This is a genomic window from Pseudothermotoga sp. U03pept, assembly GCF_051235805.1.
GTDB lineage: Bacteria > Thermotogota > Thermotogae > Thermotogales > DSM-5069 > Pseudothermotoga_B.
Window position 1 is genome coordinate 27,359 of the sequence record NZ_JBPNXV010000003.1, and the last position, 19,562, is coordinate 46,920.

Here is a 19,562-nt window from a genome sequence, read left to right on the forward strand (position 1 = left end):
TATTTATCCTCCTTGTTTCGATGGATGCCTTTTGAAGATCGAAATGAGAGCCTCCCAAGAGAACTCTCTGTCACCCAGTATTCCGTGTCTGAAAAAGAGAACTGATACCATTAGCATGACAGAGAAAATCAACATCCTCATGCCAGAAATGCCAGGAATTGTTACTCCAAAGATCTTCATTGGTGTTTCTACAACTCTTAGCCACTCCATTAAAACGGCTATTAGGACGCCGGAAATCACTGTTCCCGTTACGCTACCGAGCCCGCCTAAGAGAACGATCAGCACTATCTGAAAGGTCAACATTATGTTGAAAGCATTCGGATCGATAGTCATCACGAGACTACCAAGTAGGCCACCTGCGATACCTGCAAAAAACGCCCCAACGACGAAAGCGAGAGTCTTATGGTAAAACAAGTTTACGCCCATCGCCTCTGCTGCTTCTTCGTTATCCCTTATCGCTTTCAACGCTCTGCCGTAACTCGAATCGATCAACCTTTTTACAAAGAACACCGTGAACACAGCCCATCCCCAACTCCACCACAGATTGGTATGAGTTGGTAAACCCTTAAGACCTAATGGGCCATTCGTTATACTCTGCAAATTGTTGAAAAGAACTCTAATTATCTCTGAAAAACCATAAGTGACTATCGCGAGATAGTCACCTTTCACCCTCATACATGGTGCGCCAACGAGAAAACCAGCACCAGCAGCGAGTAAACCTCCTACCAGTAATGCCGGAAAAAACGGAATCTGAACCTGATTTAAAGGCCATATCAAAGGCTTTATGAAAAAATTCATCGCTTTCAGCTCAGGTGACATGTAAAGCAAAGCAGATGCATAAGCACCTATAGCCATGAATCCAGCATGTCCTAAGGAGAATTGCCCGGTAAACCCGTTTATCAAGTTAAGACTCACACCGAGAATTACATATATAGCTGCAACATTCATGATTCGAATTATGTACGCATCAAAATTCTGTTGTGCATAGTGAATGAAGACAAAGAACACTATAATCACAACCACTGTTAACCAAAATGATCTTTGCCTGTACACGCTTACTCCTCCTAAGCTTCGCCGAACAGACCAGTTGGTTTGAAGAGTAAAACGAGAACCAGCATGATGAAGATGAAAGCATCTCGATATCCTGCCAGATCAGGCAGAAAAGCAACCAACAGAATTGAAATCATACCAATCAAGAAACCGCCAATCATTGCTCCTTTGATGCTCCCAATACCACCTATTATCGCAGCTGTGAAAGCACGCCAACCAGGAAAGACCCCCATGAAAGGCCATATCTGTGGATAACGTAGAGCCCAAAATATGGCACTGATAGCTGCAAGGCTTGAACCTACAGCGAAGGTAAAGGTTATGGTTCTATCTACATTTATTCCCATAAGTCTCGCTGTATCGAAATCATGAGCAAGAGCTCTCATTGCGAGTCCTGTTTTCGTCTTGTAGACCAAATAATTCAGAAACAAAAGGGCTGCTACTGACACAACGACAGTAATTATCGTTACAAGTTGAACCCTAACTCCACCCATATTCAAGGTTTTGTTCAAAACCTCTGGTTGGTAGAATGGTTTTTGCCTACCACCAAAAACCACAGTCGCAAAGTTCTCAAGCAAGAAGGACATACCTATGGCTGAGCAAAGAGAAGAAATTCTGGGTGCATTTCTCAACGGCTTGTAAGCGATCTTTTCAATTGACATCCCAAGAAGTGCTGTGAGAAATATCGCAAAAAGAAATGATAACCACCATGGAAGCGAAAACAGAATTATTCCGTAGTAGACGAAAAATGCTGCCATCATGAATATATCGCCGTGAGCGAAGTTGACCAATTTTACCACGCCATACACAAGTGTGTACCCAATCGCCACAAGTCCAAAAACAAATCCAAGCGCAACTCCATTTGCCAAATGTTGTAGGAACAGAATCCAAGTCATTGAAACACCTCCAGAAGAATGCGCAGGCTTGAAGCCTGCGCGTCGTTCATTCCGTTGGTCTAACAGTTGTTACATACATAAACTTTCCTTCTTTCACAACTCTTATGACTGCATCTTTGATTGCATCTCCGTTCTGATCGAGTGTAATGTAACCTGTTGCGCCTTCGAAATTCTTTGTTGAGGCAAGCGCATCTCGTATTGCTTTTGGATCAGCTGAACCAGCCCTTCTGATCGCATCAACGACTAGGATGTACGCATCATATCCCAGTGCAGCGAATGCACTTGGATCTTTACCGTATTTTTCTCTGAACGCTTTGATGAATTCTGCTGCCTTTGGGGTCGTTGTGGCTTCGGTATCAAAGTGTGTGCTGAAATAACTACCTTCGACTGCCTTGCCGCCAACCTCGAGGAATTCAGGTGCTTCCCACGTGTCGCCGCCCAAAAAGATCTGTTTCATTCCCAGTTCACGTGCCTGTTTTATGATGAGAGCTGCTTCACCATATGCTGCAGCAGGTATGAAAATCACATCTGGATTCTTACTGTTTGCAAAGGTGAGTTGTGCAGTGAAATCCTGGTCACCAGTCTGATAGGAAATCACACCCAAGACTGCTTTGTTGTTTTTAGTCAACTTCTTGAAAGCCTCCTGAAAGTAATGTGACAGACCAACTGAATAGTCTGAGGCAATATCTTGAATCACGACAGCAGTCTTCGCTCCAAGTTTCTCAACAGCAAATTGCGCCATGACAGTACCCTGGAAGGGGTCAATAAAACACACTCTGAAAGCGTAGGGTTTCCCCAAAGTAACGAGCGGGTTCGTTGGCGAACATCCGACCATGGGCACACCAAGTTTGTTCGCAACCTCACTTCCCGGTATTGCCACAGCACTTCCATAACTGCCTATGATTGCCACCGCTTTGTGATATTCGATCAATCGTGCCACAGCATTAGAAGCTTCTACTTTGTCACTTTTGTTATCCACAAGAACAAGCTGAATTGGCCTTCCAAGTACCTCTTTAACTTGCTCGTGAGCAAGGTAGACACCTTCCATGGTCATCTGTCCGCCCGCAGCGTATGGTCCCGTCATCGGTTCGTAAACGCCTATCACAATCGGTTCAGCAGCTAAGACTGTAGTTACAACCAGTAATAAAGGTAGTACCCACTTCATAAGAACACCCCCTTGTGTGTGAAAGAAATCTCATACTTGTTAATATTGTTACCACACCGAAAAACATTATAGCATATCTTTCAAGAGGCACAAAATTTATCCCATTCTCGTCAATGGTAGAATCTTTTCATGAGGAGGAATCAAAAATGAGAATAATTGATATCCGAAGTGATACTGTCACAACACCAACCGAAAGAATGAGGAAGGCAATGTACGAAGCAGAAGTGGGTGACGATGTCTATCAAGATGACCCAACTGTTAACAAACTCGAAGAGCTTGCAGCACAAATGGTTGGCAAACAAGCAGCTCTTTTTGTTCCTTCAGGAACCTTTGGAAATCAGCTTGCCATTTTCACACACACCCTTAGAGGCGACGAGGTGATAGTGCCATCGTCAAATCACATCTTCGTGCATGAGGTCGGTGCACCTGCTGTGATATCGAATGTTCAACTTCACATCATCGATGATTCATACGGTATGCCATCGATCGAAAAAATAGAGAAAGCCATCAGAGATCAAGACATTCACAGTCCCAGAACGGGACTCATATGCATGGAGAATGCACACTCGAGCGGTAAAGTCGTGCCTCTTGAATATTTGAAGAAGGTTAAATCGTTGGCAGATCAACACAGGATACCCGTACACCTGGATGGAGCAAGAATCTTCAACGCCGCAATCGCATTGAAGGTTGATGCAAAAGAGATATCCGCGACAGCAGATTCTGTGATGTTCTGTCTATCTAAAGGTTTAGCAGCTCCTGTCGGATCTATACTCGCCGGAACAAAAGAGTTCATTGAACGAGCCCGAAAAGGAAGAAAGCTCATGGGTGGAGGCATGAGGCAGGTCGGTATATTAGCAGCTGCTGGTATAGTCGCTCTCACCGAAATGATCGATAGACTTTTAGAAGATCATGAGAATGCAAAGTTGCTTGCCAAACTTTTGAGCGAAATACCACACGTCAAGATCTTTGAAGATCAACTCGATATCAACATGGTTTTCTTCACTTTCGATCTAATTCCACCTGAAATCTTCGTCAAGCAGTTGCTCAACAAAGGCATAAAGATTAATCCACCCTTCGATGGCGTTTACCGTTTCGTGACACACAAAGATATCTCGAGAGAGGATGTCTACACTGTGGCAAGAGCTTTTAGAGAAGTAGTTGATTCCATAAAATAAAAGAGGGACTTGTGTCCCTCTTTGTTTACTTCGCGTACGCAACAGAACGTTTCTCTCTTATCACGACAACCTTTAAAACACCTGGATATTCCATCTCCTCTTCAATCTTTTTGGCAATTTCGTAGGCTATTCTGTCTGCTTCTGCATCGTCTATTTTCTCCGGTTCAACGATTACTCTTACCTCTCTACCAGCCTGTATTGCATAAGCTTTTTCGACATTCTTAAAGCTCATTGCGATTCTTTCCATCTTGACGAGTCTTCGTATATAGGTTTCGAGACTTTCTCTCCTTGCACCGGGCCTTGCTGCGGAAAGTGCATCGGCCGCTGCAATAAGAACAGACTCTGGACAGACCGGTTCTTGTTCACCGTGGTGACTCATTATCATGTTAATTATTTGATCAGATTCTCCATATCTCTTTGCGATTTCTGCTCCTATTTCAGTATGTGAACCTTCGACTTCGTGGTCGAGAGCCTTACCTATATCGTGCAACAACCCACCACGTCGAGTCTTGTCAACATCGAGGCCAAGTTCCTCTGCCATGAGTCCAGCCAGTTGTGCAACTTCTACAGAATGATCAAGCACATTCTGGCCATAGCTCGTTCTGAACCTGAGTTTTCCAAGCAACTTTACAAGTTCTGGGTGTAGACCAGTTATACCCGTAACAAAGGTCGCTTGTTGGCCGGCTTCTCTTATCAGTTTTTCAACTTCCTGCTTTGATTTTTCGTAGACTTCCTCGATTCTCGCGGGATGAATTCTTCCGTCAGCGACGAGTTTCTCAAGGGTCAACTTCGCTATTTCTCGCCTAATCGGATTGAAACTCGACAAAACGACTACTTCTGGAGTATCGTCGATTATCAAATCAACCCCTGTAATCTTCTCAAAGGTCCTGATATTTCTCCCTTCTCTTCCTATGATTCTTCCCTTCATGTCATCGGAAGGCAAGCTCACAGTTGACACAGTGATCTCACCGACGTACTCCGGTGCATATCGTTGCACAGCTATTGCTATAATCCTTTTTGCTTCTTTTTCTGCTTCTTCCTCGTAACTATCTTTGATCTGTTTGTAGAGTATAGCCAGGTCATGTTCGTATTTCTGTCTTGCTTCGTCAAGTACAATTTGTCTCGCTTCTTCGACGGTCATACCTGCAAGTTTGTTGAAACGTTCGTCAAGTTCTTTTTCACGCTGCTCGATCTTTTTCTTCGACATTTCTAACTGTAATCTGAGTTGTTCAATTGTTGCTTCCTTTCTGTCCGCCATTTCCTCTCGTTTTGTGAGTATTTCTTCCCGTTTTAGAATCCTTTCCTCGATCGATCTGAGTTCTGCCTCACGTCTTTTTCTTTCGCTCTCCAGCTCTTCTTTGATTCGATGAGCTTCTTCTCTTGCCTCGATTATTGCCTTTTTCTTTATTTCCTGAGCTTCTTGTTCTGCCTTTTTCAGAATAGTCTGAGCATCTTGTTGGGCTTTTCTATTTCGTTCTTCTATTCGCGACTTACCAACAAAATACCCTAAACCCACACCAACAAACAGAGCAGCTGCAGCAACAGAGACTATTACGACTATCACTTTTCAGCACCTCCTTCTATGTCAAGTAACTTCACTAATTCAGAAGAAAAACCTCTTCTGTAAAGAAATTCCTTTCCTTTTTCTCGATCAACCTTGTGCAGTCGAACAACCTTTTTCATGACTTCAACCAAATCAACTTGGTTCAGGACTCTATCAATCACACGATCTATAATGTATTCACCGACTCCAAGCTGGCGAAGTTTCGCTTTTATCCGAAAGGGTCCATAACCGTGTACAACCAACATGTCGTAAGCGAACAAATAGGCGAATTTTTCATCATCGATCACGCCTGTTCTTTCTAAGTCATTCACCACCTTGTCAACCACAGTCTGTGAAAAACCCTTTTCGATCAATCTTGTCTGAAGTTCTCCTTTCGATCTTGCTCTGAACTTCAACAACTTTTTTGCGTAACTAATTGCTTCTTGTTCTTCATTCACCCTGTTTTCCATTGCTTACCTCCACCGGTAGATTGTATTTCTGTCTTATCTTTGTTTCAATCTCTCCTGCTATCTGAGGATTCTCAACAAAATAAGTCACAACGTTTCCCTTTCCTTGTCCGAGCGAATACTCTTTCCCGTCTTCACCAACGTAGAAGAACCAGCTACCCTTCCTCTGTATAAGACCCTCAGCGAGTCCCACGTTGAAGAGTTCGTTCTCCTTGACGATCCCCTTGCCATAAACTATGTCAAATTCAGCTTTTTTGAAAGGTGGCGCAACCTTGTTTTTAACAACCTTTGCTGTTACAGTGTTCCCAACGATGTCGTTACCTTCTTTGATGACCTCACCCCTACGCACTTCTATCCTCATAGTTGCATAGAACTTGAGAGCCAACCCACCGGTCGTTGTTTCAGGACTGCCGAACATTACACCGATTTTCATTCTTATCTGGTTTGTGAATATTACGATCGATTTAGACCTATTGACATTACCTGCTATCTTTCTGAGAGCCTGAGACATGAGTCTTGCCTGAAGCCCAACTTGCATGTCTCCCATGCTTCCCTCTATTTCGACTCTCGGTACCAAAGCCGCGACAGAATCGACAACTACAAGATCAACCGCGTTGCTCCTAACGAGTTCATCGACTATCTCCAAAGCTTGTTCTCCGTAATCCGGTTGGGATATCAGAAGGGTCTTCAAATCGACTCCGAGCGCTCTTGCATAGACGGGATCGAGAGCGTGTTCTGCATCGACAATGGCTGCTATGCCGCCTCTTTTCTGAACTTCGGCAATAGCGTGCAGTGCGATAGTTGTCTTACCACTGGCTTCTGGCCCATAGATCTCAACGATTCTACCTCTTGGATAACCTCCGACGCCAGTTGCTATATCCAAAGAGAGAGAACCGGTCGGTACAACTTCAACAGGCGTAACTTGACCTTCTTCACCGAGTATCATTATCGACCCTTTTCCAAAACTACTCTCAATTTTCTTGATAGCCTTTTCAAGAACTTCGGCTTTTGCCTTTTGCTCCTTTTCATTCATGTTTGACCAATCCTCCTTCAAATCTGCACTCATAAACTCGCTTGTAGATGGGTCCGGTCGGTAACAATTGAGACGAATAAATGCTGAATCGATCGACCGCAACAACTATTGGTTCAAAGGTAATATCTTCGGTCAAAGCCTGCCAGGCATTTGGAAAATCTTTAACCCTACCAATCGTTATGTGCGGTGAGAATCTTTCTTCAAAAGAAAAGTTGTGCTTTAGCAGCTCTGCCTTCATTTCTTCATACAGTTTCTGAAGATTCTGGTTTGATTTCACACCAAGCCAGATTACTCTTGGTTGATTTGCCTTGGCGAAATATCCGAGCTTCTCAACTGTGAAAGAAAAGGATGGGAAACCCCTGACTCTGTGACACAAATGTTCAGCTACTTCATCAATCTGCTTTCGAGAGACTTCTCCAAGGAAAAACAAGGTTAGGTGAACATTCTCCCTGCTCACCCAATTCGCTCTAAATCCCCTTTTCATGAGCTTATCTACAGATTTTTGTGCTACTTCCCTCACAGAATCGTTGACGTCGATCGCAATAAAAGTTCTCAACGTTCATCCCCCCAATGCCTTTTTGTTCTGAAAGATATAGATCATCGCAGAACTCAGGGTAAAGAAGGCACAAAGATAGACAAATGTTGCCTCAATAAATGAAATCTTAACGCCAAGAGCATTCTCGAAAAAGAGAAAGATGATCAAAGTCATCTGAAGAACTGTTTTGACTTTACCCCAAATATTAGCCTGAACAACGATGCCACCACTCGCTGCTAAAATCCTCACAGCACTAACTACACTATCTCTTGATATGATAAGAGCCACTAACCACGCAGGTATCTGTGGTATCAACGCAACCAATATGGAATTCACGAAAACTTTATCCGCGATTTGGTCAAGAACCTTACCGCTCTTGGTAACTTGATTCAGCCTTCTGGCAAAAAAACCATCAAAGTAATCTGTCAGTGCACCTATCACGAACAGAGTAAGAGCCCATTGCCATTTTTCGTAAACTAATAAAGCAAATATGGGTACAGTTAAAACAACTCTTGAGAGAGTCAACGCATTGGGCAAATTCATTCCAACACCCCTTCCATATCATACTCAGAGACATTTGTTATCTTCACCTTGTGGTAAGCTGGAAGTGATATCTTTTGAGTTTTCTTTATGAAAACGTTGCCGTCGATCTCTGGTGCATCAAAGTGACTACGTCCGATGTATTTATTTCTCTGCGAACCTTCTACAAGAACATTCAATGTACGTCCTATGAGCCTGCTGAGGCTTTCATAAGCAATCTGACCCTGGAGGATTAAAAGTTCTTCATATCGTTCAGTTGCAACTTCGACAGGCACCTTCTGTTCAATCAAGCTTGCAGCCGTACCTTCTTCATCTGAATAGATGAATGAGCCTACTCGATCGAATCTTGCCTTTTTGAGGAAAGACAACAGTCTTTCAAAGTCTTCATCTGTCTCGCCGGGAAAGCCTACTATGACACTCGTTCTAATAGCTGCATCGGCATTTGCCTGTTTTATTTTTCCTATCAGTTCAAGAAGCTCATCACTAGTTCTGATTCTCCCCATTCGCTTGAGAATCTCGTCACTACCGTGTTGTACTGGCATATCGAAATAGGGCAAGATTTTCTCAAGAGAAAGGATCGCTTGTACGATCCCATCATCGATGTGATCAGGGTGCAAGTACATCACCCTGACGCGGAACTCTCCTTCGATCGAACTGAGTTTCTCGAGTAGGTAAGGTAATGAAGGTTTACCATAGAGGTCCAAACCGTATGCAGTTGTATCTTGAGCAACTAAAATGATCTCCCTGACACCGTTGTGGACAAGGTTTCTTACCTCTGTTTCTATCACTTCAACATTTCTACTTCTGAATTTGCCTTTGAAGGAAGGAATAGCACAGAAGGTGCAACTCCTATTACATCCATCAGCTATCTTAACATAAGCGAATGATCCTCTGCAGCTTCTGATACTTTCACCATAAACTGTTTGAGGTTCTGCGATAAGGAAACGTACTCTTTTTTCGATCGCTTCAGCAATTTGTAGGGGAGACAAAACACCATACCAGGCATCGACTTCTGGTATCTCTGAGCGCAAAATGTCTCCATATCTTTGAACAAGACATCCCTTCACACACAAGAAGAAGCTGTGGTCCTTCTTATAGTTAACGAAATCTATGATTTCGTCTATCGATTCCCTCTTAGCCGACTCTATGAAGCCACATGTATCTATTATCACTACTTCTGCCTGATCGACGTTTCTTACGATCTGATGTCCTCTACTCCTTAAGATCGCCTCCAGGACATCGCAGTCGGCCTCGTTCTTTGGACAACCCAGTATTTTCAAACCTATTCTCATCGAAATTCTCACCCTTTAGAAGATTTCTCCGTTTTCTCAAATACAACTCTCGAACCTGTGCTAATTCTTTCTTGTACTCTTCATTTCTGTAATTTGGGTAAGTGAATTCCCAGTGCCTAAACTCACCAGACAGATAGAGTAAAGTCACTTCTGCGTAGATTCCGTTTCTTAGATAAACACGATTCCCCCAAGACTTCGTAGAGGCCAAGACAAAATTAGAGTGATGAACATATCCCGGGTCCAAATTGAATTTTCTCTTGCCTTCTACGGCATAACTTTCTTCTAACTGATTTGTCAAGAGCTTCACATCAGCTAACAACGATGGGTGAATCAGATTTTCGAAACTCAAGAGTTTACCTCTCAAATCAGAACCCATTTCACGATCGTAATACGACGTATAAACACTGAAAGGCAACTCTTTTGATATGTAATCGATCTTTCCAAAAAGTTTTTCCAGCTTTGGAACTATCTCAGAAAGCCAGTAATCGAGGTATTGTGAGAAGGCAAAGATCACTAAGTTAACCAGTTCCACTCTCTTTATTTCCCCCACACAACCACCTCGAAGTTCTCAACTCGAATCTTCCATTCTTTTCCAGTCGATCGGACTGCACATACACCTGTATTACCAGCAACCCTATAACGCTGTCCTGTCTGCAAGACCACACTCTCACCAGGTCCAAGAGAGGTCTCATTGAAGTATATCGGTCGATCCGATTGATTCATAAATTGAACCTTTGGAGTGCCCAGAACTGTGAAAAACCGCCAAGCTGAGTATGCGAAAAAAACTGATGCTGCTACAAAGATCACCAAAAGCAGAAGAGTCATCAAAGAACCATTGATCAAGACCCTTTTAGTTTTCGTCTCAACTTCGGTAGTCTTCTGCTCGAATTGGCCTAACAACTCCGATGGATCCAACCCCAAAAACTCTGCATAGGCTTTTATGTAATTTCTAACATAGAATGGTGCATCTACTCTGTCAAACTGCCCATCTTCAATTAATCTGATTTTCCACTCTGGTATCCCCGTATTTTGAGCGACCTCGCTTACGCTGACCTTCTTCGACTCTCTTGCCTGTTTCAAAGCCTCTCCTATTCTCAGCCATTTTTCCACGTGAACCACACCTCATCAAAGAATCTACGCGTTATTATTATACCAGTTCACTTGATATCTCAGACCAGTTTCATCTAAAATATAGATCCCATTAGAGTTCATGCATCTATCAATTGCGTTGAGAACAAGGGCACGGTGTGAGTCATTTTCGACAAAATCTATCTGATCTCCGTCTACAACGAGTATATTGTGATTGGAACCATCGAGAAATGTCATATCGTAGTAATAGTTGAGTTGTTCCCAATAAGATCTTTCAACAGAAACCTCGTAAACTCTACCTCTTTTCTCGATTCTTCGAAGCGCCGTTTCCACAGAACATTTTATATAAACCAGTAACTTCGGCAATGGTAATATTTGAACCATCGTTTTGTAGAAATTCTCATAGACAGAGTATTCGATCGGTTGTAAAAAACCAAACTGTTTCTGCATTTTTACGAACACAAAATCGCCTGTCATAGAACGGTCCATAACGGCTCTATCTGTCTGACTTGCCTCTCGGACCTGTAAGAAACGTTTGTGCAGAAAATAAAGCTCCATCGTCAAACACCATCTGTGCTTGTCCTTGTAATATCTCTCGAGTATTTGATCTGCAAGTTCATCGCCCATCTCGTAGAAACCCTTCATACCTCTTTCCTTTTCCAGAATTTCCACCAAAGTTGTCTTGCCAGCCCCCACGGTACCTTCGACGACGATTTCAAGCACATCTAACACTCCTTTTCAACGATCTACCATCGTATTCGTAAACGGCCTTTTGTGAGTCTTCTAAAATCTGCCGGATCAACGAATCAACTCCCTCGAAATTTTGGTCTACCGAGTCTGAATTGATTATCAAAAGAGAGGAAAGATTGTAATTTGAAAAGAAATCTTCATACTCTTGATTGAGTCTTTCCCAGTATTCTTGATCGATCTGAAGTTCCCAAAGTCTACCTCGTTTTTTTATTCTTTCTACAGCAGTCTGTGTACTGCATTTTAAGTAAATCATCAGTTGAGGTGGTGATGACAGATCGATCAACTGATCGTACAGTTCTTTGTAAATCAGATATTCGAGTTCTGTCATCTCACCTCTTTTGAACAGAACAGTTGGGAAGATGTGATCGCAGAAGATCGAACGATCCATTACTACATTTTGCTTTTCACAGCCGATTTTCATCTGTTCTAATCTCTTTGTCAAAAAGTATATCTGTAACTGAAACCCCCACTTAGTCGGATCTGCGTAGAATTTTTCGAGTATTTGCACCAACTTTTGATCAGTCAATTCATAGAGAGGCTCAAGCGACAATCTTTCAGCCAAACGGTTTATCAAAGTAGTCTTACCCGCGCCAACAGTACCTTCAACGATGATCAATGGTCTCATCTTTTGGCCTCTCTAAGTATCTCTCTCAGCCTTTCGTGTATAGAAGGAACAGCAGCCAAAACTTCACCAGATTCAAAATTATAGTCTCCTTGAATTCCACTGACCACGATACCTGCCTCTTTCGCTACAAGGACCCCTCCGGCTGTGTCCCAAGGTTTGAGCCCAACCTCCCAGTACCCATCAAACTTCCCACAAGCCAAATGACAGAGTTCGGCTGCCGAAGAACCAAGTATTCTTATCTCTTGGGTCTTTCGTGCCAGTCTTTCTATAGCCATATAAGTCCAGTTGAAAAGGGATTCATCATAGGGCCAACCAGTCACCAAAAAGGCTTTTTCCAACGGCGGGCTCTTTCGATTGAAAATCTGTTCACCGTTGAGAAAAGCTCCTAAGCCCTTCTTCGCGTAGAACAACTCGTTGCTCATAGGCAAATAAACAGCTGCCTCAGTTATTTCTCTGTAATCTACCCTGGCGATACTGACTGCAAAGTAAGCAAGTGCATGACTGTAATTCAAAGTTCCGTCTATTGGATCAACCACGAATATACACTCAGCATCAGGAACTTTTGCGCTCTCACTACCTTCCTCGAGTACAAACATCGCCTCTGGCAGATATTTCGAAATGGTGTCTACGATAATCTCTTGACAGGCAAGATCTACTTCTGTAACTACATCTGACACCCTACTCTTGTAATCAACTGTGTGTTCTTTGTCGAATCTATCTCTTGCGAAGTCACCAGCCCTCTTTGCAGCCTCGCATATGATTTTCATTCTCTCAACTCCTCTCTGAGTCTGAAGATCTCATCTCTCAATTTTGCCGCATCTTCATATCGAAGTTCACTTGCAGCTCTGTACATCTCTTCTTCCAATAAGCTCAGATACTCTTCTTTTGTGAGATCCTTAGCCAACTCTGTGTAATCAACCTGCTCTGGTTGCTGAATGAATTTTTCAAATATCTCTATCTGAAGTGGTTTGACTATCGTTCTTGGAGTTATACCATGTTTTTGATTGTACTCTATCTGTATTTTTCTCCTTCGATTTGTCTCATCAATTGCTCTCTGCATCGCTGGGGTGACCTTATCGGCGTACATCAGGACCTTTCCATTCAAGTTTCTTGCAACTCTTCCAATGATTTGTATCAACGTGGTCTCTGATCTGAGAAAACCTTCTTTATCTGAATCCAGTATGGCAACCAAGGATACCTCTGGAAGATCAAGCCCTTCTCTCAGCAAATTTATACCCACCACAACGTCAACATCACCTCGACGCAGTTTTTTGAGAACCTCTATCCTTTCTATCGCATCAAGCTCAGAGTGAATGTACAGAGATCTTATACCGAGCTCAGTGAGATATTCACTCAATCTTTCGGCTGTCTTCTTTGTCAATACTGTCACAAGCGCTCTTTCTTTTCTTTCAACAATCTCTCTTATTTCATTTACCAGATCGTCTATCTGATACTTAGTTGGACGAACCTCAACTTCAGGATCAACGAGCCCAGTGGGACGAATTATCTGCTCGACAATCTGTTCACTCACTTGATATTCGAAAGGTCCCGGCGTTGCGGAAACAAATACAATTTGCGAGACCTTTTTCAGGAACTCCTCGAAGGTCAATGGCCGATTGTCATAAGCTGATGGGAGTCTGAAGCCATAATCAACCAAGTTTTTCTTCCTCGAAAACTCTCCGCGCCACATCGCTCTGAGTTGAGGAACTGCTATGTGAGATTCGTCAAGAAAAACTATGAAATCTTTGTCGAAATAATCCAATAGGGTATAAGGTGGTTCTCCAGGCAGTCTTCCGTCGAAGTGTCTTGAATAATTCTCTATACCGGGGCAGAACCCAAGCGTGGAGAGTAGCTCTATATCATGCATTGTCCGCTGCTCTAACCTTTGAGCTTCTAAGAGTTTTCCTTGATTCTTAAGCTCTCTAAGTCTTTCCTCAAGCTCGACTTTGATCGATTCAACTGCTTTCTTAACTTTTTCCTCGGTTGTGATGAACTCAACTGCTGGATAAACTGTTATCTTTGAAAGCTCCTCGATAAGTGAACGGTTGAGTTTGTCAAAAGATTCTATCTTCTCTATAGTTGTACCGAAGAACTCAACTCTTATACCTTCATCTTGGTAAGTTGGATATATCTCTAACACATCGCCACTTATTCTGAAACAACCCTTGACTGTTATCTCACTGCTTCTGGCATAACCTATTCTCGCCAGTCTTTGTGCGATCGCCTGTGGTGAGATCTTTTGTCCTACATGAAGTTGGATGTTCATCTTGTCGAAATCCGTGGGATCTCCCGAAGCGTATATGCTTGAGACACTAGCGACTACAACTACATCCCGCCTTGTTCGAACTGATTTCAATGCAGACATTCTCATTCTAACGAGTACATCGTTTATATCCGCATTTTTTTCTATGTAAAGATCTCTTGTTGGAACATAAGCCTCTGGTTGATAATAGTCGTAGTAGCTTATGAAATATTCAACCTTGTTGTGTGGAAAGAAGCCTTTGAATTCTCCATACAGTTGTGCTGCAAGAGTCTTGTTCGGAGATATGACAAGAGCAGGTCTGTTCAGACGAGAGATCACATTCGCCATCGTGAAAGTCTTACCGCTACCAGTCACGCCAACCAATGTTTGGAATCTGTAACCCTTGTTTATACCTTCTACCAAATTCTCTATAGCTTGTGGTTGATCACCTGTTGGCTCATATTCACTGACAAGCTTGAACACTTAAAGTGCCCCCACAGAGAGTTCAAATTTCTTTCACTTAATGAGTGGTAAAGATTAGACCTCACATAGCCGGTTGCAGGTATATCAAACTGTTCAAGTAATTCACAAGATCAACAACTTCTTTTGACTTTGGTTCTGCTTTCAAGAGATCTAAAGCAGATACAGATGAACCGTAAAACTGCTTGTTTGCATCTTCATCTACTTGAACAACCGATCCTTGCAAAGACAACCCAGCGAAAAATCCCTTACTGACAGAGTACGAGTATATAGCTGCTTGGAGTTTGTAATCCGTGTCTGCTGAAAGAGATCTTCCCATTGGACCTGCGGCAACGCTTATGTTACCACCTAATGTTACATTGCTCGAGGTAAAACTCTTGACAGCGTCTTCATTCATGAGCACCAACACCAAGCCAACATTCTGAATACCAATCTGAGCACCCAGACTAAGACCAGTCAACTTGACAAACACAGGTCCATACCACTTGGCTGTGGGGGTATCTCTTTTGAAAACCAAACCTTCTCCATACTGACCACCGATCACCAATCCAACCTTTATCAGTGATGGGTATATGGCGATGCCTTCAGATTGGCGAAGAAGTTCAACAAAGGCACCACTGTCAGGTATATTTGAAAGTTCTTTGAGTATGGATAGAGCTCCAGTCAGTCTTTCAGTAGGCGTCGCCGCTAATCCGAAAATAGGTACAAAAAGCAACACAAAAACCAATCTTCTCACAGTTACACCTCCTCGTTTAAGTTTACCACATCTCACAAAGACAAAAACATCACTAAGATGGGCCGTAAGGCACAATTAATTCTTTCATGCTATGGTCTAATCACTTGACTTATATCCATTGAGTAAAGAACACTCTAAGGAATGATCTGCTGTTGATGATAGCAGAAGATAACATAGTCGTACCGATTTGAGCCAACAACAATTCACTGATACACAACTTTAGGCCGCATAGAGACAGGAACTTTGATTCTATTTGAGATAGAATCTCATTCATTTCAGAGAACGAGAAAAGGTCAAGCAAGTGTATAATAGATTCGGGTTGGCGTCCCAATATCCAGAGGAGGTGTACGAATGAAGGTCAGAGTTGATGAAGCAGCATGCATCGGTTGTGGAGTTTGTGAAAGTCTGTGCCCTGATGTTTTCAAACTTGGAGATGACGGAAAGGCAAAGGTTTTGCAGCCTGAAACTGAACTTGATTGTGCTAAGGACGCAGCTGACAGCTGTCCGACAGGCGCAATCGCAATTGAGGAGTAACAAAGAGGCGGGCAACCGCCTCTTTTTCTCATCCCATCTGATATTCTCAACCAAAGTGGAAAGTTTTTAGAACATAAACAATTCTGTTCCTTGAAGTAACCCACCAAAGGGTACATAATAATATCTGTACCTACCTGATATCATCGTTTAACTTCGTGGGGAGCATTCTTTATGAGAGAGAAAATTATCGAATCCTTAAAATCAAAATTGAACCGAAGAGTGTGGGAAAGTTGGTTTGGAACCTTCGATGTTAAAGAGATCAAGACAGATCATGTGGTGTTCCAGGTTGGGAATCTCTTCATCAGGGACTGGCTGGAGAAAAAGTACGGTGCCTTGATATCTAAAACTTTGAAGGAAGTTTTCGAAAGGCAGATGAGCTTTCAAATAGATTATGCCCCAACTCAACCACAGGAAGAATCAGACGAAAATGAACCTTTGGTGAAGAAAAGGCCTTTGGTATTGACCCCACTGAACCCTATTCTCACTTTTGACAACTTTATCGTTGGACCCAACAACATGTTTGCGTACAGTACTTCACTTGAAATAGCCAAAAATCCTGGTAAATACAACCCATTCTTCTTGTACGGCGGTGTTGGACTGGGCAAAACTCACTTGGTACAGGCAATTGGTCACTACTTGTTCAGAAATCAACCTGATTTGAGAGTGATATACCTCACAAGTGAAAGATTCCTAAACGAACTCGTGGATTCAATAAAGAAAAACCAGGTGCAGGAGTTCAGAGAAAGATTCAGGAACAAAATCGATGTGCTCTTGCTCGATGATGTTCAGTTCCTGATCGGAAAATCTGGTATTCAGACCGAATTGTTTCACACCTTCAACGAACTCTACAATGCTGGAAAACAAGTAGTAGTATGCTCTGATCGCGATCCGCAACAACTCGAGAAGTTTCAAGACAGACTTGTATCGCGATTTCAGATGGGTGTTGTTGCAAAAATAGAGAAACCCGACGAAGAAACTTGTTTCAAGATCGCCAGTAAGATGGTACAACTTGAAGGTGCACATTTACAAGAAGATGTTTTAAGGTTAGTGGCAACCAACTTTTCAGACAATCTGAGAAGATTACGCGGCGCACTTGTAAAAATCATAATGTATCAACAGATTTCTAATGATATCATTGATGTGCAAAAGGCAGCAGAGCTTCTTTCCATTGCCGCAGTTCAAGCGCCGAAGGAATTACCCCAGCAAAAACTGATAATCACTTTGTGCAAATTTTTTGGTGTAACCCCAGAGGAGATAGTCGGCAAGAGTAAGAAGCAAATAGTTCTCAACGCAAGACAGGTGGGAATGTTTGTCGCAAAGAATCATTTTGGGCTTTCACTCAGGCAAATTGCCGAACTCTTTAACAGATCCCATCCAACTGTCTCACACACATTGCAGAAGGTAGAGGAACTACTCAACAGTGGGAATATCATCGTGAAAAACCAAATTGATCAACTCGTTAAGTACCTGACAGATCGCGTTTCGAATCAATCTATTTGAATTCTATTTCCATCTTCAATGGTCTTGTCATCAGTTCAGTGATAGCCTGCTGTGGATCTTTGCCTGCGAAAAGAACTTCATAAACTTGCCGACATATGGGCATGTCGATTTTCAATGACTCTGCAATTTCAAGAAGAGGTTTAACTGTGTGTACACCTTCAGCAACCATCTTCATGTCTTTTAGAACATCTACCAACTTCACTCCCTTAGCAACCATTTCACCAACATGTCTGTTTCTGCTATGAGTACTGGTGCAGGTTACAATCAAGTCACCCATACCAGCAAGACCCATAAAGGTCAGCGGACTTTTGCAACCTAAAGCCAATCCAAATCTGCCTATCTCGTGTAAGCCCCGAGTTATCAAGGCAGCCTTAGCATTGTGCCAACGCCCAAGCCCGTCGATGACTCCAGCTGCTATCGCTATAACATTTTTCACAGCTCCACTTATCTCAACTCCCAAAACATCTTCACATGTGTATACTCTAAAATATTCGTTACTGAAAGCTACTTGAAGTTCTCTTGCCAGCTGTTGATTCTCACAGGCAATTACCACAGATGTAGGGAGCCTTACTGCAACCTCGAGAGCATGACATGGTCCTGAGAGCACTGAATATTCAATGTCTTGCCAACGCGAACAAACTATCGAGCTAACTGACCTCTGCTTGCTGTCTATACCCTTCGAAAGATTTACGACAGTTTTCGGTTTCTTGCTGAATTTCTCAAGGACTCCTTCAATATATTTAACAGGAACCGCTATTACGAAGTTTTCAGAAAAACCTTCAACTTCAGAAATTCTCGACGTTGCAATAAGACTTTGGGGTAACTTCAGACCTGGAAGATATTCTGTGTTCTCATGATTCTTGTTTATATCTTCTGCAAGCTCCTCTCTTCTTGCCCACAGCAAAACTTCATGACCATTCTCAACTAACAATTTCGCAAAGACGGTTCCCCAACTGCCTGCACCCAGCACAGAAAATCTCAAGAACCTATCACCTCTGCTATTTTCCGGACAGAGAATTTCACCACTGGTGTTCGGTAAGCAAGAGCATCAGGATCGAGTTTCACAAGCCAGCCATCTTTTTCTCTCTCGACACTTATGAAATATCTCTGTTGAAAACCATCTTCGTTCGATACCATTCTCAGAAGATACTCTCCTTCATCACATTTGTAGACTCTCTTCACTACAAAAACTCCTTTATTGTGTTTGAAAACCACTCCTGCCAACGTCACGAGTTTATCCGCATCTGCCCTGTTCAAATGAACGTGAGGCATTGGATCATCCTCCCAAGTGAATCTTTCAACAGTTTTGTGAGCAACCTTATTCACAAATAAGGTGTACGTCTTTCTACCTTCAGAAAGCCACTTTCTCTCATATCTCGTACCAACAACAATCTCGCTGTTCTCATTGAACTGAAGCAATTCAAAAGATCCTGTAGAGAGCAGAACATCTCTCATTTCTTCTGCGTACCACTGTACGTCTGTGACAAGTTGAAAGGTCCCACCGAGAGTCAAGACTGCAGATAAGGTTTCTGCAAAGCCTTGGTTCGTGAATCTCTTGTCTCTGTGTGATTTTTTGGGCCACGGGCAAGGAAAATTTGTGTACACTTGATCAACAGAATTATCAGTGAAGAATTCCCTCAAACCAAATCTGCCATCGGCAAGTACAACTCTTATATTCCTTAGAGATTCACTGTGTATCTTTTTCTGAGCTCTCACAAGAGATGTGATCGATGTCTCAAATCCAATGAAGTTGTAATCTTTCTGCTGCTTCGCAAGAGAAACAAGAAACTCGCCGCTACCAAAACCAATCTCAACGGCGAGTTTTCCTTTTGTCTGGAAAATCTCATGCCAGTTCAGAGGCATCGAATACTGTTGAGGCTTTATGAAGTACGAAAGAAAATCACAGTTCATCT

At 42.6% G+C, this 19,562-nt stretch carries 21 protein-coding genes; 3 read left to right on the forward strand and 18 right to left on the reverse strand.

Translation table 11 applies throughout. The features are described 5' to 3' along the window. Nucleotides 1-3: 3 nt before the first annotated feature. From ACSFC1_RS10650 to ACSFC1_RS10660, 3 genes are read right to left on the reverse strand one after another with little or no spacing between them, the layout of a single operon-like run. On the reverse strand, nucleotides 4-1,053 hold the full coding sequence (locus tag ACSFC1_RS10650) for a branched-chain amino acid ABC transporter permease (protein ID WP_435566161.1): 1,050 nt from the start codon (nucleotides 1,051-1,053) through the stop codon (nucleotides 4-6). Between the two features lie 11 nt (nucleotides 1,054-1,064). Beyond that, a complete protein-coding gene (locus tag ACSFC1_RS10655; protein ID WP_435566162.1) occupies nucleotides 1,065-1,943 on the reverse strand; it encodes a branched-chain amino acid ABC transporter permease in 879 nt (292 codons plus the stop codon). A 46-nt stretch (nucleotides 1,944-1,989) separates the two neighbouring features. Beyond that, a complete protein-coding gene (locus ACSFC1_RS10660) occupies nucleotides 1,990-3,108 on the reverse strand; it encodes an ABC transporter substrate-binding protein (protein ID WP_435566163.1) in 1,119 nt (372 codons plus the stop codon). Between the two features lie 146 nt (nucleotides 3,109-3,254). Between ACSFC1_RS10660 and ltaE the strand changes: the two genes are divergently transcribed. After that, the gene (ltaE, locus tag ACSFC1_RS10665) at nucleotides 3,255-4,283 is read left to right on the forward strand and encodes a low-specificity L-threonine aldolase (protein ID WP_435566164.1); all 1,029 of its coding nucleotides are present in this window, start codon (nucleotides 3,255-3,257) and stop codon (nucleotides 4,281-4,283) included. Between the two features lie 25 nt (nucleotides 4,284-4,308). On the opposite strand, the gene rny is transcribed toward ltaE, so the two are convergent. The 13 genes from rny to ACSFC1_RS10730 form a co-directional block, all read right to left on the reverse strand. Then, nucleotides 4,309-5,847 (reverse strand): ribonuclease Y, encoded by a 1,539-nt coding sequence (rny, locus tag ACSFC1_RS10670; protein WP_435566165.1) that lies wholly within the window; start codon nucleotides 5,845-5,847, stop codon nucleotides 4,309-4,311. Then, entirely contained in the window at nucleotides 5,844-6,296 is a 453-nt protein-coding gene (locus ACSFC1_RS10675; protein ID WP_435566166.1) for a regulatory protein RecX, read from the reverse strand. The genes rny and ACSFC1_RS10675 overlap by 4 nt, the downstream gene beginning before the upstream one ends. After that, nucleotides 6,277-7,326, reverse strand: coding sequence for a recombinase RecA (gene recA, locus ACSFC1_RS10680; protein WP_435566167.1), 1,050 nt, complete (start codon nucleotides 7,324-7,326; stop codon nucleotides 6,277-6,279). Before recA ends, ACSFC1_RS10675 begins: the two co-directional genes overlap by 20 nt. Next, nucleotides 7,319-7,882 (reverse strand): RNA 2',3'-cyclic phosphodiesterase, encoded by a 564-nt coding sequence (gene thpR / locus ACSFC1_RS10685; protein WP_435566168.1) that lies wholly within the window; start codon nucleotides 7,880-7,882, stop codon nucleotides 7,319-7,321. The genes recA and thpR overlap by 8 nt, the downstream gene beginning before the upstream one ends. Before the next feature lie 3 nt (nucleotides 7,883-7,885). Then, entirely contained in the window at nucleotides 7,886-8,404 is a 519-nt protein-coding gene (pgsA, locus tag ACSFC1_RS10690) for a CDP-diacylglycerol--glycerol-3-phosphate 3-phosphatidyltransferase (protein WP_435566169.1), read from the reverse strand. Beyond that, complete coding sequence (gene rimO, locus ACSFC1_RS10695; protein WP_435566170.1) at nucleotides 8,401-9,693, reverse strand: 30S ribosomal protein S12 methylthiotransferase RimO; 1,293 nt, start codon at nucleotides 9,691-9,693, stop codon at nucleotides 8,401-8,403. The genes pgsA and rimO overlap by 4 nt, the downstream gene beginning before the upstream one ends. Then, nucleotides 9,614-10,243, reverse strand: coding sequence for a DUF4416 family protein (locus ACSFC1_RS10700; protein WP_435566171.1), 630 nt, complete (start codon nucleotides 10,241-10,243; stop codon nucleotides 9,614-9,616). Before ACSFC1_RS10700 ends, rimO begins: the two co-directional genes overlap by 80 nt. Beyond that, the gene (locus tag ACSFC1_RS10705; protein WP_435566172.1) at nucleotides 10,231-10,803 is read right to left on the reverse strand and encodes a helix-turn-helix domain-containing protein; all 573 of its coding nucleotides are present in this window, start codon (nucleotides 10,801-10,803) and stop codon (nucleotides 10,231-10,233) included. The genes ACSFC1_RS10700 and ACSFC1_RS10705 overlap by 13 nt, the downstream gene beginning before the upstream one ends. Before the next feature lie 24 nt (nucleotides 10,804-10,827). Next, nucleotides 10,828-11,505 (reverse strand): deoxynucleoside kinase, encoded by a 678-nt coding sequence (locus ACSFC1_RS10710; protein WP_435566173.1) that lies wholly within the window; start codon nucleotides 11,503-11,505, stop codon nucleotides 10,828-10,830. Further along, complete coding sequence (locus ACSFC1_RS10715) at nucleotides 11,498-12,157, reverse strand: deoxynucleoside kinase (RefSeq protein ID WP_435566174.1); 660 nt, start codon at nucleotides 12,155-12,157, stop codon at nucleotides 11,498-11,500. The genes ACSFC1_RS10710 and ACSFC1_RS10715 overlap by 8 nt, the downstream gene beginning before the upstream one ends. Beyond that, entirely contained in the window at nucleotides 12,154-12,924 is a 771-nt protein-coding gene (locus ACSFC1_RS10720) for an inositol monophosphatase family protein (protein ID WP_435566175.1), read from the reverse strand. Before ACSFC1_RS10720 ends, ACSFC1_RS10715 begins: the two co-directional genes overlap by 4 nt. After that, nucleotides 12,921-14,882: an excinuclease ABC subunit UvrB gene (gene uvrB / locus ACSFC1_RS10725; protein WP_435566176.1), complete on the reverse strand. Its 1,962-nt coding sequence runs from the start codon at nucleotides 14,880-14,882 to the stop codon at nucleotides 12,921-12,923. Before uvrB ends, ACSFC1_RS10720 begins: the two co-directional genes overlap by 4 nt. A 61-nt stretch (nucleotides 14,883-14,943) precedes the next feature. Next, nucleotides 14,944-15,615: a lipid-binding SYLF domain-containing protein gene (locus tag ACSFC1_RS10730; RefSeq protein WP_435566177.1), complete on the reverse strand. Its 672-nt coding sequence runs from the start codon at nucleotides 15,613-15,615 to the stop codon at nucleotides 14,944-14,946. Between the two features lie 351 nt (nucleotides 15,616-15,966). Here ACSFC1_RS10730 and ACSFC1_RS10735 point away from each other — a divergent pair, with 351 nt between their 5' ends. Both ACSFC1_RS10735 and dnaA read left to right on the forward strand, forming a co-directional pair. Then, nucleotides 15,967-16,149, forward strand: a complete 183-nt coding sequence (locus tag ACSFC1_RS10735; protein WP_435566178.1) for a ferredoxin — start codon at nucleotides 15,967-15,969, stop codon at nucleotides 16,147-16,149. Nucleotides 16,150-16,320: 171 nt separating this feature from the next. Next, nucleotides 16,321-17,649 carry a chromosomal replication initiator protein DnaA gene (gene dnaA / locus ACSFC1_RS10740; protein WP_435566179.1) on the forward strand — a complete coding sequence of 443 codons (1,329 nt, stop codon included), beginning with the start codon at nucleotides 16,321-16,323 and terminating at the stop codon, nucleotides 17,647-17,649. Here dnaA and ACSFC1_RS10745 read toward each other — a convergent pair. After that, on the reverse strand, nucleotides 17,642-18,631 hold the full coding sequence (locus ACSFC1_RS10745) for an NAD(P)H-dependent glycerol-3-phosphate dehydrogenase (RefSeq protein WP_435566180.1): 990 nt from the start codon (nucleotides 18,629-18,631) through the stop codon (nucleotides 17,642-17,644). The two genes, dnaA and ACSFC1_RS10745, sit on opposite strands and share 8 nt — an antisense overlap. Beyond that, the gene (trmB, locus tag ACSFC1_RS10750) at nucleotides 18,628-19,560 is read right to left on the reverse strand and encodes a tRNA (guanosine(46)-N7)-methyltransferase TrmB (RefSeq protein WP_435566181.1); all 933 of its coding nucleotides are present in this window, start codon (nucleotides 19,558-19,560) and stop codon (nucleotides 18,628-18,630) included. Before trmB ends, ACSFC1_RS10745 begins: the two co-directional genes overlap by 4 nt. Between the last annotated feature and the right edge of the window lie 2 nt (nucleotides 19,561-19,562).